The following is a 16,664-nucleotide window of genomic DNA, read 5'->3' as shown; positions in this document are numbered from 1 at the left end:
AAGGGAGAGCCTTTATGAGCAGTCGTATCAGCATGATTCTGGCCGTGATATTGCTGCTCGGCGCGCTGATCGCCGGGTATTGGGGCCTCGTCCTGAGCCGGCCGGAGCCCATCACCGCCGTCGCGCCACCTGTCATTAACAACGCCCCCGTGGCTCCCGTCGAAGACCCGACCCGCCTACCCGTGGTCGTACTGATCCATGACGTGCCGCCCTTCGTCGCGCTGACCGCCGCCGACCTGAGCGTGGAAAAACTCAAGACCGTGCCCGCCGGCAGCCTGACCCGCCTGGACCAAGCCGTCGGCCGCGCCCCATGGCGCGCCCTGGAAGCCGGCACCTGGCTGACCGAAGAGAGCTTCAGCGCCGGCGGCAACCTGTCCCGCATGATCCGCCCCGATGAGCGCGCACTGGCGGTCGCCGTGGATGAAGTGACCGGCGCCGGCGGCCAACTCAACCCGGGTGACTACGTTGACGTGATGCTCTATCTGCGCCAGGAAAACGGCAACCCGCAACCCTCCGCACAAACCATCATCCCGGCCCTGCGCCTGCTGGGCGTGGGTGATCAGCTGGGGCTGACCAACGACGGCAAACCCGGCTCCCCGGTACCCGTCACCCAGGAAGACAAGGCCAGGCAACAACAAAACCGCGCCAGTGCGCGCACGGTGTTGCTGGCGGTGCCTGAACAGTTGATGACCCGCCTGGTCCTGGCCATACAAGCCGGCAACCTGCGCCTGGCCGTACGCAGCGCCGACGAGCAGCGCCTGAGCCACTACTGGAGCGGCGGCACCGACGCCATGGCCAACCTCGACAGCGCCAAGCGCGATCTCTACCAATTCAACCAACTGGCGCTCACCACGCCGCCCCTCGGCAACTTCAACCGGCCCGCCACCACGGGCGCCCCGCGGCGCTCTGGGGTCGAAGTCATACGCGGCAACCAGATCACTCAACAAACGCCCTGATAGCGCTAAGGATGTCTTGAATGAGCAGTCGTTCCATGCCGAAGTTTTCGCGAGTGTTCTGGACCGTCATCACCCTCAGCCTGCCCGTCGCGGCCGCCCAGGCGGCTTCCGCCAACTGCGCCAGCCTGGGACAGTTGCCCGCCACGCTGGAGGTGGGTGAAGGGCTGCAACAGGCCATACAGTCGCCGGTCGCCATTACCCGGCTGGCCGTCGGCGATCCGAAAATCGCCGACGTACACGTCAACGGCAACCAGGCCTTCCTGCTCACCGGCGTCGCACCCGGCGCCACCACCCTGATGATCTGGACCGCCTGCTCGCCCAACCCGCGCCAGACCATGGTGTTCGTCAAAGGCAAGGCCACTTCGGCGTTGACCAGCCTGTCGCTGTCGCCATCGGATGACCCTTCGCTGCCCAGCCAGGTGCAGACCGACATCCGCTTCGTTGAAGTCAGCCGCACCAAGCTCAAGGAGGCGAGCACCAAGTTCCTGGGGATCGGCACCAACTTCTTCGTCAGCAGCCCGAGCATCGTCTCGCCCTCGGAGAGCGTGTTCAAACTGCCGGTGAGTACCGACAATTTCAACGTCGGCTTCGGCGGGGGTCGAGTCAAGGCGATGATCAATGCCCTGGAAAGCAGCGGCTTCGCCTACACCCTCGCACGCCCCAGCCTGGTGGCCCTGAGCGGCCAGAGCGCGACCTTCCTGGCCGGCGGCGAAGTGCCGATTCCGGTACCCAGTTCCGGCAGCGACAGCATCTCCATCGAGTACAAGGAATTCGGCATCCGCTTGACCCTCACCCCCACGGTGATCGACCGCAACCGCATCACCCTCAAGGTGGCGCCGGAAGTCAGCGAACTGGACTACAGCAACGCCATCGCGATCCAGGGCATCCAGGTGCCCGCGCTTACCGTGCGCCGCACCGACACCAGCGTGTCCCTGGCCGATGGCGAAAGCTTCGTGATCAGCGGGCTGATCAGCACCAACAACCGTTCGACCATCGCCAAGTTTCCCGGCCTGGGTGACATCCCGATCCTGGGTGCATTTTTCCGTGACTCCAACATCAGCCGCGAAGAAAAAGAGCTGCTGATGATTGTCACCCCGCACCTGGTCCAACCCCTGGCCGCCAACGCGCAACTGCCTTCGCTGCCTGGGGAAAAACTGCGCAGCTATGACCCGAACTGGTATCGCCTGTTCTTCCTCGAAAACGGTAATTTCGACCGACGCACGGGACTGTCCCAATGAGTGAAAGCCTGAGCCAGACCTTCCTTGCAATCACCCGCAACGGCACCGACCTGGAATGGCTGCAGGGTGCCCTCGCGCCCCTCGGCCAAGTGGTCAGCGCCGGCAGCGGCAGCCTCGACGAATTGCTGGCGTTGGTAGACGTGACCTTCGCCAACCTGGTGTTCATCGGCCTGGACCGGGAAAACGTCAGCAACCAGTGCGCTTTGATCGAAGGCGCCCTGGAGGCCAAGCCCATGCTGGCCATCGTGGCCCTGGGCGACGGCATGGACAATCAACTGGTGCTGAACGCCATGCGCGCCGGGGCCCGGGACTTTGTCGCCTACGGCTCGCGCTCCAGCGAAGTGGCGGGGCTGGTCCGGCGCCTGGGCAAACGCCTGCCCGCCGTGGCCCACACCAGCCACCTGGGCGGCCTGACCGTGCTGTACGGCACCCAGTGCGGCACCGACGGCGCCATGCTGGCCGACCACCTGGCCCACGTGGTGCAGAAAAGTGGCCAGCAAACCCTGGTGCTCGACCTGGGCCTGCCACGGGGCGACAGCCTGGCGTTGCTCGGCCTGGAAAGCTCGTTCCACTTTGGCGATGCCCTGCGCCACCTGCGCCGCCTCGACGCCACGCTGATCAACAGCGCCTTTACCCAGGCCGAGGATGGGTTACGGATCCTCGCCTACACCGACGGCGACGATCCCCTGGAACAAACCAGTGCCGCCGAGTTGTACATGCTGCTCAGCGCCCTGCGCCAACACTTCCAGCACATCGTGGTGAACCTCACTGGGCAGCCGGACAGCGACGCCCTGCGCACCGTTGTCAGCCACTGCGACAAGCTCTTGTGGTGCACCGACCAGAGTGTGCTCGACTGCCGTCGCAACCTGGCAGTGCTCAATCGCTGGCGCGAAAAGGGCATGAAACTCGAACACGGGCGGCTGCTGATCGACCGCTACATCAAAGGCGCCGCGCCCGAGGCCGAAGCCTTGGGCAAAACCTTCGGCCTGGAGGTGATGGCCATATTGCCGCTGAGTGCAGACATCCGCCTCAACGCCAAGAATCAGGGCCAAAGCCTGTTCACCCTGGCCCCGCGCGAACCGTTGACCCAAGGCTTGCGCAACCTCGGCGAGCGCTTGGCCAAGCGCTCCGAAGGCCTTGAGAAACCCACCGCCAACTGGCTGACCCGTCTTTGGAGCACCAAATGAGCGGCGACAAACTGTTCGGCGGGCCGGGCGGGCGCAGCGCCGTCGGCAACACCGACCATGACGGCCTCAAGCTGGTACTGCACCGCTACATCATCGATGCCATCGAGGAGTCGGGGCGCAACCTGCTGGAAGGCACACGCCAGTCCCTCGCGCAGTTTGTGATCGACAAGGTCAGCGAATACATCACCCGCATGCACCTGGCGATTTCCCGCTACGAGATGGAACGCCTGGCCGAAGAGATCGTCGACGAACTCACGGGCTTCGGCCCCCTGGAAGTGCTGCTGCGCGATGCCTCCGTCACTGAAATCCTGGTCAACGGCCCCCATCGGGTGTTCGTTGAGCGCGAGGGGTTGCTGCACCAGAGTGACCTGCGGTTTATCGATGACCATCACGTAGAACGCGTCATGCAGCGCATCCTCGCGCCGTTGGGGCGGCGCCTGGATGAGTCCTCGCCGATGGTCGATGCGCGGCTGCCCGACGGCAGCCGGGTCAACGCGATCATCCCGCCGATTGCCCTGGATGGGCCGTGCCTGTCGATCCGGAAATTCCGCAAGGACATGCTCAAAAGCAGCGACCTGGTGGCGATGCAAACCATCGACCAGCCGATTTTCGAGTTCTTCCAGGGCGCGGTGGGCAAGCGCTGCAACATCCTGATCAGTGGCGGTACCGGCACCGGCAAGACCACCTTGCTGAACATCCTCAGCCAACTGATCAACCCCCATGAACGGCTGGTCACCATCGAAGACGTGGCTGAACTGCAACTGGGCCACCCCCACGTGGTACGCCTGGAAACCCGCCCGCCGAATGCCGAAGGCCACGGCGAAGTAAAGGCCAGCGACCTGATCCGCAACGCCCTGCGGATGCGCCCGGACCGCATCATCCTTGGCGAGATCCGTGGCGTCGAAGTGCTCGATGTGCTCACCGCAATGAACACCGGCCACGACGGCTCGATGAGCACCGTGCACGCCAACAATGCCCAGGACGCGCTGCTGCGCCTGGAGACGCTGGTGGGCCTGACCGGGCGCCTGATCGCGGAAAAAACCCTGCGCCAGATGATCTGCGCGGCACTCGACGTGATCATCCAATTGTCACGCCTGCCCGACGGCCGCCGCTGCGTCACCGAAGTGGTGGAAGTGGTCGGCGTGCGCGATGACATCTACGTCACCAATACCTTGTTCCGCCTCGACAAGCGCACCGGCTACGGATTCTTGCGCGAGGCCATCCACCCCGCCGGCGACAAGCTGCGCCGCGAGAGCCACCTGCCGCACTAGGAGGCGTGCCCCATGCTTGGTCCGATACTGCTCGCGCTGACCTCCCTGGCCATGTTGTTGCTCGGTGTGCAGTTGATGCGCCGCGGGGTACGTCAGGCCCAGACCGACCGCGTATTGGAGCGCCTGGCCCACGGGCAGCCGCAAGCCCAGGAAAGCAACCCACTGCTCAACAGCCTGGAGCGCGCCTTTATGCGTGCCGGCCTGGGCAAGCCGACCGAACGCCTGGGGCTGTGGCTGAGCCTGTGGGCGCTGGGCGTAGTGCTGGGCTTGCTCGCCTTCGAATGGCTGGGATTGCTGGTGATGCTACTGGGGCCGCCGCTGATCCTGCGCTTCTACATTTCACTGCGCTATCAACGGCGCTTGCAGCGCATGATCGAACAACTGCCGCAGTTGCTCGATCACGCGGTGCGCAGTCTCAAATCCGGGCGCACCCTCGCCGATGCGGTGCTCAACGCTATCGACGCCAGCGACGACCCACTGCGCACCGCCATGGGCCGCATCAAGCGCAATGTGCTGCTGGGCGTCAGCCTGCCGGAGGCCACCCACGATTTCGCCGAGCTGTATGAACAGGATGAATTGCGCCTGTTTGCCCTCGGTTTGAAGGTCAACCATCGGTATGGCGGCAACGCCAGCGAGCTGCTGGAAAACCTGATCAAGATGATCCGCGAGCGCGACCAGGGTGCGCGCCAACTGCGCGCAATGACCGGCGAAACCCGGGTCACCGCGGTGGTCCTGGCGTTGTTGCCGGTCAGCGTGGCGAGCTATTTCCTGCTGACCAACCCGACGTATCTGGTGGGCATGTGGGCCGATGACAGCGGCCAATGGTTGCTGATCGGCGCCTTCAGCATGCAGGTCATCGGGTGCGTGGCGCTGTGGCGCATGCTGAGGAGCGTCTGAGATGGCCGTGATGATCAGCATCGCCCTGTTTTTCGCGGCACTCGCGCTGCTGGTCATCAACCTGCTCGCCCATCGTCGCCAGCAGCGGCTGGTCAGCCAGCGGCTACAGGGCAACACCGTACGCGATGACAAGATGGGCCAGTTGCTGCGTCAGTTGGGCAATACGCGCATCGGCCAGCGCACCATCAGCCTGGACAACGAAACCCAGACCCTGCTCAACCGCATCGGCTGGAGAAAGGCCAGCCAGCGCTCGATGTTCGCCGCCTGCCAGGTGGGCGCGCCGATTCTGTTGCTGGGCCTGACGATCCTGGTGCAAAGCCTGTTTTTCCCGGACGTCGCCCATGTCTGGCCGGTGCCGTTTCTCGGGTTTGCCGTCGGTTACCTGCTGCCCAAACGTGTGCTGGCCTCCGTCGCCAAACGGCGCCAGGAGCAGATCGCCCAGGAGATTTCGACCTTTATCCCACTGCTGCGCATCCTGTTCGAGTCCGGCATGGCGGTGGAGCAAACCTTGCGGGTCATGTCCAACGACTCCCAGACGTTGATGCCGGTGCTGACCGCCGAGTTGCGCCTGGTGCTGGCACGGGTGGACTCGGGCCTGGAGCTGGGCGAAGAACTGAGCAAAACCAGTCTGATGCTCAGCGTGGATGAGTTCACCGACACCTGCACCATCCTGCAACAGCTGCTGTATCAGGGCGGCGGTGCGATGAAATCGTTGCAGGCCCTCAAGCAACTGCTCGATGACCGGCGCCTGACGCGCATGCAGGAATTCATTTCCAAGATGTCGGCCAAGATGTCGGTGGTGATGATGGTTTTTCTGTTTCCCGCGCTGCTGATCGTACTGGCCGGCCCGGGGTTTATTGCCATATCCAAGGCCATCGGCACTTGAGAGGACGCACCATGAAATTACTGTTTGCCGCCTGCAGCCTGCTACTGATCAGTGGTTGCGCGAACATGGGCCAGGCTCCCTGGGCCGGGTTCGCCGGCACCGGCAGTTGCACCAAGCCCAACGCCGACCAGGAGCTGTCGCTGAACCTCGCCGACGACATGGCCAACGACGGCAAGCTGCACGCCAGCCTGGCCAATCTGCAGAACCTGTCGGACAACCTGCCGCAGGTGCGCCTGCGCAAAGCCAAGGTCTACCGCTTGCTGGGGCGCAGCGAGGCCGAAGGGTTGTATCGCGGCCTGCTCGGCACGTGCCTGGCGGCCGAGGGCGAGCACGGGCTGGGCCAACTGGCGGTGGCCAAGGGGGATAACGGCCAGGCCATGGAGCATTTGCAGCGGGCAGCCAGGTTGTCGCCCATCGACGAGAAAATCCGCAATGACCTCGGCGTGGTCTACCTCAACCAGTTGCGCCTGGAGGACGCGCGCTTCGAATTCCTCACCGCCATGGAACTCAACCAGAGCAGCTCGCTGGCGGCGGTCAACCTGGTCACCCTGCTGATCTATCAGGACAACTGGACGCAGGCGTCGCAGTTGGTCAGCCGCTTTGGCTTGAGCCCCGAGCAATTCACCCAGGCCCAGCTCCGCGCCGAACAACTCAAGCGCTCGGCGCCCCGCGCCAAGGAGCAAGTGGCAACCGTCAGCGACGCACGGCAAGTGCCCGTCAAATAAGTATCCGAGGGAGTATTCAGATGACACTCAAACCGTTCGCCCACCTGCTGCTGGCCACCCTGCCCCTGAGCGCACTGGCCATCGAGCCCGGCCCGTCATCGCCTTATCAACAGCAGACCGAAGGCTGGCTGCAGATGCAGGTCACCGGGCAATTGGCTTCGTCCACAGCGCAAAAAGCCTCCCCGGCGGAACGCGAGCAGGCCATGCAACGCTTGATCGAAAGCTACAAGCACCCCATTCCCGAGTACTACGACCAGAAGCAGGGTGGCGCCGCGAAGAGTGGCAGCAGTAACTAGTGGGCGCTCACGCGCTGGCGGATCGACGCGCTGGCGGGTGACAGCGCGAGCGCCAGTTGCGTGCGGTTGTGCATGTGGGTCAGGCGCAGCACCTGGGACACGTAGAGCTTCACCGTGTTTTCGGTGATGCCCAGTTCGCAGGCGATCTGGTAGTTGGTCTGGCCCTTGCCGACCAGGCGCGCCACATCCAATTGGCGCGGCGACAGTTGCTTGAAGATCACCGGCATTTCGGCGCCTTCGACGTCGTCGCCCAGGGCGTCATCAGTAGCAGGTTGCGGGCCGCTGCGCACCTTGTCGAGGTCGTGGTAAAGGTCGTCGATCGACGCGGACAGGAACTGCAATTTCTGATTCAACTGCCCCAGTTCCAGATCCTTCTGGCGCTCATGCAACGCGGCCTCCTGGCGTTGCAGGCCTTCAAGCAGTTCTTCGAGGTTGATCGGCTTCTGATAGTAATCGGCGATGCCCGCCCGCAGCGCCTTGATCACGTCCTGTTTGTTTGTCGGCACGCCCGGTCAGCATGATCGCCTCGAAGGCGCGGCGTTTGCCGGCAAGGCGTTGCAGCTCCTGGACCAGCTCGATGCCATCCATTTCCGGCATGTGCAGGTCGCACAGCACCAGGGCGATTTCAGCGTCTTCACGGAACCGCGCGATGGCCTGCCGGCTTGAATCGCAAGGCACGCAACGGTAACCGCTGCTTTCGAGGTATTCGCACAACTCTTCCACGATCAAGGGCTGATCGTCGACCACGAGGACTTTCATCTGAGAGATAAGCTTGTTCACGCTCTACTCCATGCCTGGCCAAGCAAAAATCGGTTCAAAACGGTACAACCGCGTCTATTACGCACATCCTGGCTATAAACGTAGACGCACTTTCCGACTATGTACATAGAGCTACGCTACGTTGCGATCAGTGGGTTCCAAAGCCAGGCGAGGGTAAATCCGACCAACAAAAACGGCGCGAAGGGCTGTTTTTTTGACTGGTGCGGGCCGAGGTACTCAAGGGCATTTCTAAGCCCTTGATTCATCAGCGGCCACAATTTTGGCGCCAGCAGCAGCCACACCACGCTGGCCAGGCCGGCACCGACAAACGTGCCGAGCAAGTACGTGCAATTGCTCGCCAGGCCCAGGGCCGCCAGCAGTTTTACATCCGCAGCGCCAAGACGCCCCAGGGCATAACCGGGCAAGGTGAACACCACGGCAAGGGCAAATGCCCAGGCTCCCTCGGCCGGCGTCGCGCCCAGCCAGGTGGAACCGCTCCACACCAGGTAAACCAGTGCCAGCACGAAACCGCCGAGGGTCAGGCGGTTGGCGATCTGGCGTTGACGGGTATCTTGCACGGCGCACAGCGCCAGCCAAGCAAACACGATGAGGCTGTGAATCACGTAAAAAAAATCCCTTTTTACTGAATGACTCTATGCTGATATCAAGTAGTCGTTGTCAGGGTAGACGCGGTCATGAGAAAGGGCCCCCCCAGAAAACAGAAAGGTGCCGCCGCGCTTGAGTTCGCGATGGTGTTCATGATCTTTTTTGCCGTGTTTTACGGTTTGGTCAGCTACAGCCTGCCGTTGCTGTTGCTGCAATCGTTCAACCAGGCCACGGCCGAGGGTGTCAGGCGCAGCGTTGCGCTGGACCCCACCACCCCCGGTTACTCCAGCGCCGTCACCGCACGTGCCGTGGCGACCGCCCAGGCTCAATTGCAGTGGCTGCCTGCCGCGTTCAAATTCGTCCCGGGCTATGTCACCGCCACCTACTCGGCCGGCAACCTGTTGACCGTGCAAATCAACTACCCCTCCGACAACCTCAAAAGCGTCCTGCCATTCCTGGTGCTGCCGGGCTTCGGCACCGTGCCCAACCTGCCCACCACGCTGTCGGCCCAAGCGAGCCTGCAATTTTGACCTCGGGGGAAAAGTTCTTCGACCGCCTGCTCGGCCGCCCGCCCGAGTCACACCAGCCCGCGGCGCACGTCCCCGTCAACGCCGGTTTGCAGATTGACCTGGACAACCTCGGCCGCGTCCTGCAAACCCACGGTCCGCTGCGTCATCGCCTGGTCAAACACACCGCCGAGCAACATCCCGAACCGCTGGTGGACTACCTGTGTGCCCACAGCGCCGTGGTGATCGAGGGCAGCCCCGCCGATTGGCAGGGCCAAAACCTCGACCTGGATTTCAATGGCTTCGCCGGGCGCCCCCTGCAAACCCGTGGCTGGATCCAGCCCAGCGGCGACGGCTGGGTTTTGCAGCTGTTGGACATCGGCGACTTGATCGGCCACCGCGAGCACGCCGAAGCCCGCGAGCAACACCAGTTGCTCAGCGCCCAGGTCAGCGAACGCTTGCGCGTGTGCAGCCTGACCCGGCTGCCGGAAGTGGTGCAGGACAACCTGCAAAGCATCGCCCAACACTTTCAGATTCCCTGTGTCGCCATCGCCCTGCTCGACGAACAGGACCTGGGCTGGCGGGTCCACAGCCAATACCGCACGTTTGACGCCCCGGTGCTGTGGCACGATGGCCAGGCACTCGGCGCGGCCCTGGACAGTTTGGGCGGCACCGCGCCCTTGAGCCTGACCCTCACCCACGGCCACAGCGAGCATCCGCGCCTGCAAGGCATCTTTGCGAATGCCGAGGGGTTCCTGGTGCCCTATCGCGATGACCATGGCGTCGCCGCCTGGCTGCTGTGCGGTTTCTACCACGCCCAAGACACCTTCGAGCGCGACTGGCTGCAACTCACCGCAGCCCTCGCCGCGCCCCTGCTCAGCCGCCTGCGCGAACAGCGCCACCAACAGCAACTGGATCGCCTCGAAGCCCTGCAAGGCCTGCTCGGCACAGGTTGGTGGGAACTGCCCAACCTCAGCGACGACATCCAACTGGCGCCCCAGCTGCAACAGCACCTGAACCCCGACGAAGCCACCACACGCCACACCTTGAGCGACTGGCTGCGGCTGTTTCACCCCGCCGACCGCGAGGAACTCGCCAGCCGCCTGCACGACTTGCAGACCCTGAGCAAACCGCTGTCGACCAGCGTGCGCCTGCACCGTCTCGACGCCGCGCAAAACCCCATCTGGTATCGCGTCCAGGGCCAGGCCCTGGGCGTCGGCAACCATCGGCGCCTGGTCGGCTTCATGCTCGACATCAGCGACATCAAAAACCAGCAACAGCAAGCCGCTGCCGCCCACGCCCGGCTGGACAACCTGATCGCCAGCTCACCGGCAATCATCTATGTGCAGCGCTACGTCGAAGGCACCCTGCAACCGCTGTTTTTCAGCGACAGCCTGCTGCCGTTGCTCGGCCGTACGCTCGCCGAATGCACGGCCGCCAGCCTGATCGAATGGCTGCACCCCGACGACCGCGACCTGTATTTCGAACGCACCCGCCAACTGCTGCGCGAAGGCAATGTGCGCAGCCGCTATCGCGTGCAGGACAAGCAAGGCAACTATCACTGGCTGCTCGACGAAGCCAGGCTGCTGCGCGACGACCTGGGCCTGCCGGTCGAAGCCGTGGGCCTGTGGTTGGATGTGACCGAGGCCACCCTGGCGGCGGAGCACGTCAAGCAAAGCGAGGAACGCTACCGCATCCTGGTAGAGGACTCACCGGCGATGATCTGCCGCTACCGCCCCGACCTGACCCTGACGTTCGGCAACACCCCGCTGGCCAACTATCTGGAGTGCCGCCCGGAACAATTGCCGGGGCTGAACCTGGCGGATTGGCTGTCGGCCGAACAACGCGACAGCTTTGTGCAGCGCATTGGCCGACTGACGCCGGAGTTCCCGGTCAGCACCGCCGAAATCAGCCTGCAACTGCCGGGGCGCGAACATGCCTGGTGGGTATGGTCGGACCGCGGCGTGTTCGATGAGCAGGGCGCGCTGGTGGAAGTGCAGGCTGTGGGCCGCGACAACACCGAAGTGCGCCGCTCCCAGCAACAACTGACCCAGAGTGCCAAAATGGCCACCCTCGGCGAAATGGCCACGGGCCTGGCCCACGAGATCAACCAACCGTTGAACGTGATGCGCATGGCCATCGTCAACGTGCTCAAGCGCGTGCGCGATGGCGATGCACAAATCGACTACCTGACCGAAAAACTGCAACGCATCGACACCCAGGTGCAGCGCGCGGCGCGGGTGGTCGACCATATGCGCGTGTTCGGCCGCCGCTCGGAAGTCGAGCAGCACCCCTTCGACCCGGCACAAGCGGTGGAAGGCACGCTGTCGCTGCTCAGCGAAGGCTTGCGCGGCAAGGGTGTGGAGTTGCGCCTGACACCGCCGGACTTCACGGCGCAGGTCAAGGGCCACGTCGACCAGTTGGAACAGGTGCTGATCAACCTGATCGTCAACGCCCGCGACGCGTTGCTCGGCCAGCGCGAAAAACAGCCGCAGCTGCGCCCCTGGATCGCCATGCACAGCGAGCATGACGGCCGCCACGTGCGCATCTGGGTCGAGGACAACGGCGGCGGCATCGACCCGCGCCTGCTGGAGCGGATCTTCGAACCCTTCTTCACCACCAAGCCGATTGGCGTAGGCACCGGCCTCGGGTTGTCGGTGAGCTACGGGATTGTGGAAAACATGGGCGGACGCCTGAGCGTCAGCAACGGCGAGCACGGCGCCCGGTTTTGCGTGGAGTTGCCGCTGGCCTAGTTCACCAGCGCCGCCTGGCCATGGGGGCGGCAACTGAGGTTGGCACCGACTTCGACCTGGTTGAGGTTGATGCCGAGGGTGTTCAGCAGGCCGTTGACCAGTGGGTCGACGACTGGGCTGAGTACGTTGCCGATCACGCCGCCCAAGGCAGTGGTTAAGTCATTGAGCAAGGTGCCACTGGTTGCCAGCAATCCGCCCAGCAAGTTGAATCCGGTGGGTTTATAGACTTCGAACTTCAGGTTTGTTTTCAACGCTGATGCGACCGACGCCACCAAATTTTGAGTAGAAAGAGAATGATAAAGCGGGGGTTGCTTGATTTCTGGAGGCTGGTTGTACGTGTCTGGGCCTAGCGTCGTGTTGATTGAGCCGACGGAGGGGTCGAAGATCAATCCTATCCCACCGCCATAAAACGCCTTGCGGGTACTTTGATCACACGTAGTTGGACCAAGCCCCAGCAAGGGCTTTAGGCAAGTAATCGCGCCAATATCAATCACTGGCAACGGAGGCACCGACGCCAACGGCGTGCTAGCGCCCAAGGAATTGATCAGGGTTGGGCTTTGGCCGATTTTGATACTCACCGCTGAGGTTTTTGTTTGGGTGGTCAGCGTTTTGGTCGCGTCGCTGACGCAAGTAAACCCGGTAACATAACTTTCAGCTATGCCCACGTCTAAAATCACATCCACACTGGGGACGGGTGGGTTAGTCGCAGACGACAACAACCTCAAATCTGTCGTCTGACAAGGAACTCCGCCTACCGCACAAAGGAGCGAGCTGACAGTCCCCGCCAAGTTCAAATTAAGCAAGTTGTTCAGCACATCCGAAAGCGGCGCAACTAAGCCGTTCAAGGCCGTATTCACCAGCGGTGTGTTAAGTAGCGGCAGATTCACCGTCAGCCCCACACTAATCTGAGCGGTTCGCACATAAATACGCGTGTTCAAATCCGTCATGTTCTTGGCATACGTCGGATCGCCAATCGCCGACAACTGCGGCGGCTGGATCACTTTGATCTTGAGATTCGCCGTGACCCCGGGCAGCGTCACCGGCACGTCGGCAACCACGGCACTTGTCTTGTTGGCCAACTGCACAAACGCCTCGATCAACTGGAAGGCATTCACCGTGGTATTGAGCCCCGCGGACACCGCGCCGGTCTGCACTTGCATCAAGCTGCCCAACGTCACGTCCAGGTTGCCCACCAGCGCACTGATCTTCGCCGCCCCCGCCGCAGCCGCCACCGAGGCGGTGCTGCCTCCGGCCTGCAACACCGTGACCGCTGCATCCACCAACTGACCGAGCTTGAGGTTCTTGGCCAACAACTCATCGTAATTGCCTGCCTGCACCCCCACGTTCAGCGCCAGTTGGTTCAGGTAACTGAGCAGGTTTATATCGGTGCCCACCAACCCTTGCCAGCCCGCCAGGCCCACCGACAGGTTGCCGCCCAGCAGCTTGCCGAACAGCAGGTCCAGGGCGTCCGACTTGCTGGAGTCGACCGTCAGCACCGTCGACTTGATCGTCAACTGCGCCTGCGGCGGCAGAATCTTCGGCGCGGCGACGGCCCTGGCGGTCAATTGGGTCATCACGTTGTAGGCGTTGCCATTGACCAGCGTCCAGACGCCACCCGCAACGCTGGTCAATACCGGACGTGAGGCGGTCACCTGGATGGCATCGGTCTTGGTGGAGTCCTGGCTGAACACGCGCAGGTTGCTGGCATTGGTGCTCAGCACGCCGCAGCGCACGTCCAGCGCACTGCCGGGGGGAATGACATAGCCGTTGCGCGTGGCGCTGGCGCCGGCAAAGGTCGGCGCGGTGTTGGTGGCCGGTATGCAATTGCCGTTGCGCTGCACCGCTTCCAGCGCGGCCATGTCGGCGATGCCTTGCAGCTTGCGCTTCTCCAGGTACAGCCGCCCGCTATCGACGACCAGCAATAGAAAGACCAGCGCCAGCCCCAGGGTCAGGGCCGCCATCAAGCCAATCGCACCACGCTGCCTGGAACGAAGTCGGGGAGACATCGAGCACTCCTTTAGCGCTTACTCTCCGTAGTGCAGTGGAGTGTAGACAAGGCGTTGCGGCCGCGCCGGCCAGTCGCCACATTGGCGACTGACGGAGATTGTGGGGCGTGCACAAAGCTAGAGGTGGGAGCGGGCTTGCTCCCACAGGGGGATTGCGGTGTTGGTTAGTGCGGCGGGTAGTTGGAGAGAATTTTAGTCACCGTCGCGCGGATGGCATTGCTGCGATCCTGGGGATTCGGCGTGCTGCTCATCATCTGCTCGTCGCTGCCGCGCCACACCAGCTTGCCGTCCTTGCCGTCGAGCAGGTCGATCTGAAGGGTCGCCACTTTGTAAGTGATGTTGCGCGTTTCGTTGTACATCGGCGCGCCCCAGTAGCCGTTCCACGGGCCGCCCCAGGCGCCGCCGTAGTTGGTGGTGACTTGTTGCTGGCGGTCTTCGACGATCAGGTAGGCCTGCACCTTCAAGTCCGCCTTGGCGCCAGCCGCCGCCGGACGCAGGCCGCGCTGGTCGAGTTGTTCGCCGACGGCCTGGCGGATGCGTTGTTCGGTGAGGTCGCTCTTGATCCGCGGGTCATCCGGGCGGTATTGCAGCGCCGGGTCTTTCCAGGCCCAACTGCGGTACGCGCCGAAATCACGGCTGGCGTCAAAATCGTGGTTGACCTGGCTGGTCTGGCAACCGCCCAGCAGCACTACAAAAGCGAGCGTTGCGATACGACGAAACATGAGTGTTCTCCAAAATAGACCGGGGCCTGTCATTGAGCTTAGCGCTTAACGCGGCGGATAAGCGCTCATCGCCTTCTGCACTGCCTTGCGCAGCCCATCGGCGCGCTCGCTGAGGCTACCCTGGCTGGCGGTTTCCGCGCTGGTGCTCCACACCGGCTGGCCGCTGCGGGCGTCGAACAGGTTGACGCGCACCACCGCCACCGTCACTTCATAGGTGCGCACGATCGGTGCCGAGTTGTACATGCCGTAGCCATTGCCATAGCGGTTGTAGCCACCATAGCCGTAGCCATAGTCATCCTGGACTTGCTTGAGGCGCTTCTCCAGGCGCACGTCGGCACTGACCAGCAGGTCCGGCGGGCGATTGTCGTGCAGGGGGCGCAAGCCGCGCTGGTCGAGGGCGCCGCTGACCGCTTCGGCAATCTGCGCCGAATCGGCCCAGGCCGTGCCCGCCGGCAGCTGGCCGTTGCGCCAGGCCCAGTTGCGGTAGGCGCCATAGTCGCGCACCGGCGCCGGGTAGGCACTGGCATCAAAGGTATTGGCCGCCTGGGCGGGGGCCGGCGGCATCGGGGCCGAGGCGGCCACGTAGGGATTGGGGCTGGAACAGGCGCCCAGCCCCAAAGACAACAGGATCAAACAGAGACGACGCATTTCGACCTCCGCAGACTGGGCCGCTTAAACCGGACGGCAGATCCAGTGCAAATAACGCCCAAGTCCGGCAAAGCTTGGGTGACGACGGTGAGCGAGTTCCATCTCCAACAAGTCCTGCAGATTCGCGCGGGCCTGGAATTCCACCGGCATGTAGTCGTGGAACACCCGCACGCCACTTTGGCTTTCGACCTGCCAAAGGCCTTCGAGTTGCGCCGCCAGTTCACGCGGGTCGAGCGGCTGTTGCGGGGTGAGGCTTTGCTTTTCCCCAGCCATATCGTTCTTGCGCATCTTGCGGAAGTGGCCTTTGAGCAGATTGCGGTAAATCAGCGCATCACGGTTGTAGAACGCCAGGGACAACCAACCGCCGGGCACCGTGAGTTGGTGCAGCACCGGCAGGATCGCGTGGGGCTCGGCCAGCCATTCCAGCACGGCGTGGCACAGCACCAGGTCATAGGGTTCGGTGAGTTGGCCAAGCAAATCCTGCCACGGCGCGTGAATGAACGTTGCGCTCTGCCCGGCCTCGGCGAAGCGTTGGCGCGCGCCTTCGAGCATCGGTTCGGCGGGTTCGGCCAGGGTCACTTGATGGCCCTGCTCGGCCAGCCACAACGACATATGGCCCAGGCCCGCGCCGATGTCCAGCACGCGCAATGGGCGCTGGGGCAGCGCTTCGGTCAGGTCGGCCTGGAGCACCGCCAGGCGGATCGCCCCCTTGGCGCCGCCGTAGATTTTCTCGGCAAACCGCGTGGCCAATTGGTCGAAATGTCGGTCACTCATGGGCAAACCGCCGTTCGCTGTCGGCCAGTTTGGCGCGCACCACCTCGTTCATGTCCAGGCCCAACTCGCTGCACAGCAACAGCAGGTACAACACGATATCGCCGACTTCCTGCCCGGCATGGGCGAGTTTGTCGGCAGGCAGCTGGCGGGATTGGTCTTCGCTCAGCCATTGGAAGATCTCCACCAGCTCGGCCATTTCCACGCTGGCGGCCATGGCCAGGTTTTTCGGGCTGTGGAACTGCTTCCAGTCGTTGGTATCGCGGATGCGGTGCAGGCGTTCGGTGAGGTGTTCGAGGTTCATGCGTGAGGCTCCTGAAGGTGAGTAGCTTCGGGGGGATTGGCCTTGAAGGCAAGTGAATCTCCGGGTGTTCTTGAGGACGCCTTCGCGAGCAAGCCCGCTCCCACGCTTGAAGGTATTCACAGATCAAAATGTG

The 16,664-nt window shown here is 63.3% G+C and carries 16 protein-coding genes and 1 pseudogene; 10 read left to right on the top strand and 7 right to left on the bottom strand.

Annotated features, from left to right (window positions below):
- The first annotated feature begins 14 nt into the window (after window positions 1-14).
- The 8 genes from cpaB to AC3ISR_RS03215 are packed head-to-tail and all read left to right on the top strand — an operon-like array spanning window position 15 to window position 7,456.
- Complete coding sequence (gene cpaB / locus AC3ISR_RS03250) at window positions 15-956, top strand: Flp pilus assembly protein CpaB (RefSeq protein ID WP_192300168.1); 942 nt, start codon at window positions 15-17, stop codon at window positions 954-956.
- 20 nt (window positions 957-976) lie between these two features.
- Window positions 977-2,194: a type II and III secretion system protein family protein gene (locus tag AC3ISR_RS03245; protein ID WP_463984730.1), complete on the top strand. Its 1,218-nt coding sequence runs from the start codon at window positions 977-979 to the stop codon at window positions 2,192-2,194.
- Window positions 2,191-3,381, top strand: coding sequence for a CpaE/TadZ family protein (locus AC3ISR_RS03240; RefSeq protein WP_463984729.1), 1,191 nt, complete (start codon window positions 2,191-2,193; stop codon window positions 3,379-3,381). Before AC3ISR_RS03245 ends, AC3ISR_RS03240 begins: the two co-directional genes overlap by 4 nt.
- Window positions 3,378-4,652, top strand: coding sequence for a TadA family conjugal transfer-associated ATPase (locus tag AC3ISR_RS03235; RefSeq protein WP_192300171.1), 1,275 nt, complete (start codon window positions 3,378-3,380; stop codon window positions 4,650-4,652). The genes AC3ISR_RS03240 and AC3ISR_RS03235 overlap by 4 nt, the downstream gene beginning before the upstream one ends.
- A gap of 12 nt (window positions 4,653-4,664) precedes the next feature.
- Window positions 4,665-5,549 (top strand): type II secretion system F family protein, encoded by an 885-nt coding sequence (locus AC3ISR_RS03230; RefSeq protein ID WP_192300172.1) that lies wholly within the window; start codon window positions 4,665-4,667, stop codon window positions 5,547-5,549.
- A gap of 1 nt (window position 5,550) precedes the next feature.
- Complete coding sequence (locus tag AC3ISR_RS03225) at window positions 5,551-6,435, top strand: type II secretion system F family protein (protein ID WP_192300173.1); 885 nt, start codon at window positions 5,551-5,553, stop codon at window positions 6,433-6,435.
- 11 nt (window positions 6,436-6,446) lie between these two features.
- Window positions 6,447-7,160: a tetratricopeptide repeat protein gene (locus AC3ISR_RS03220; protein ID WP_463984728.1), complete on the top strand. Its 714-nt coding sequence runs from the start codon at window positions 6,447-6,449 to the stop codon at window positions 7,158-7,160.
- A 20-nt stretch (window positions 7,161-7,180) separates the two neighbouring features.
- Window positions 7,181-7,456 (top strand): DUF3613 domain-containing protein, encoded by a 276-nt coding sequence (locus AC3ISR_RS03215; RefSeq protein WP_192300175.1) that lies wholly within the window; start codon window positions 7,181-7,183, stop codon window positions 7,454-7,456.
- On the opposite strand, the pseudogene AC3ISR_RS03210 reads toward AC3ISR_RS03215, so the two are convergent.
- Both AC3ISR_RS03210 and AC3ISR_RS03205 read right to left on the bottom strand, forming a co-directional pair.
- Window positions 7,453-8,236: pseudogene (locus AC3ISR_RS03210) on the bottom strand (response regulator transcription factor). The gene AC3ISR_RS03215 and the pseudogene AC3ISR_RS03210 sit on opposite strands and share 4 nt — an antisense overlap.
- A 116-nt stretch (window positions 8,237-8,352) precedes the next feature.
- Complete coding sequence (locus AC3ISR_RS03205) at window positions 8,353-8,838, bottom strand: prepilin peptidase (RefSeq protein ID WP_463984727.1); 486 nt, start codon at window positions 8,836-8,838, stop codon at window positions 8,353-8,355.
- A 72-nt stretch (window positions 8,839-8,910) separates the two neighbouring features.
- Here AC3ISR_RS03205 and AC3ISR_RS03200 point away from each other — a divergent pair, with 72 nt between their 5' ends.
- A complete protein-coding gene (locus tag AC3ISR_RS03200) occupies window positions 8,911-9,351 on the top strand; it encodes a TadE/TadG family type IV pilus assembly protein (protein WP_463984726.1) in 441 nt (146 codons plus the stop codon).
- Entirely contained in the window at window positions 9,348-12,080 is a 2,733-nt protein-coding gene (locus AC3ISR_RS03195) for a PAS domain-containing sensor histidine kinase (RefSeq protein ID WP_463984725.1), read from the top strand. Before AC3ISR_RS03200 ends, AC3ISR_RS03195 begins: the two co-directional genes overlap by 4 nt.
- Here the strand turns inward: AC3ISR_RS03195 and AC3ISR_RS03190 are convergent.
- The 5 genes from AC3ISR_RS03190 to AC3ISR_RS03170 form a co-directional block, all read right to left on the bottom strand.
- A complete protein-coding gene (locus AC3ISR_RS03190) occupies window positions 12,077-14,086 on the bottom strand; it encodes a pilus assembly protein TadG-related protein (protein WP_463984724.1) in 2,010 nt (669 codons plus the stop codon). The two genes, AC3ISR_RS03195 and AC3ISR_RS03190, sit on opposite strands and share 4 nt — an antisense overlap.
- A gap of 164 nt (window positions 14,087-14,250) precedes the next feature.
- Entirely contained in the window at window positions 14,251-14,808 is a 558-nt protein-coding gene (locus AC3ISR_RS03185; RefSeq protein ID WP_192300181.1) for a DUF4136 domain-containing protein, read from the bottom strand.
- Between the two features lie 45 nt (window positions 14,809-14,853).
- Window positions 14,854-15,456: a DUF4136 domain-containing protein gene (locus AC3ISR_RS03180; RefSeq protein WP_192300182.1), complete on the bottom strand. Its 603-nt coding sequence runs from the start codon at window positions 15,454-15,456 to the stop codon at window positions 14,854-14,856.
- Window positions 15,457-15,480: 24 nt separating this feature from the next.
- Entirely contained in the window at window positions 15,481-16,230 is a 750-nt protein-coding gene (locus AC3ISR_RS03175; RefSeq protein ID WP_192300183.1) for a methyltransferase, read from the bottom strand.
- Entirely contained in the window at window positions 16,223-16,531 is a 309-nt protein-coding gene (locus AC3ISR_RS03170; protein WP_048723087.1) for a MazG-like family protein, read from the bottom strand. The genes AC3ISR_RS03175 and AC3ISR_RS03170 overlap by 8 nt, the downstream gene beginning before the upstream one ends.
- Between the last annotated feature and the right edge of the window lie 133 nt (window positions 16,532-16,664).

This window comes from Pseudomonas sp. GL_117 (assembly GCF_057835125.1).
This window is presented reverse-complemented; position numbering and strand designations above follow the sequence as displayed.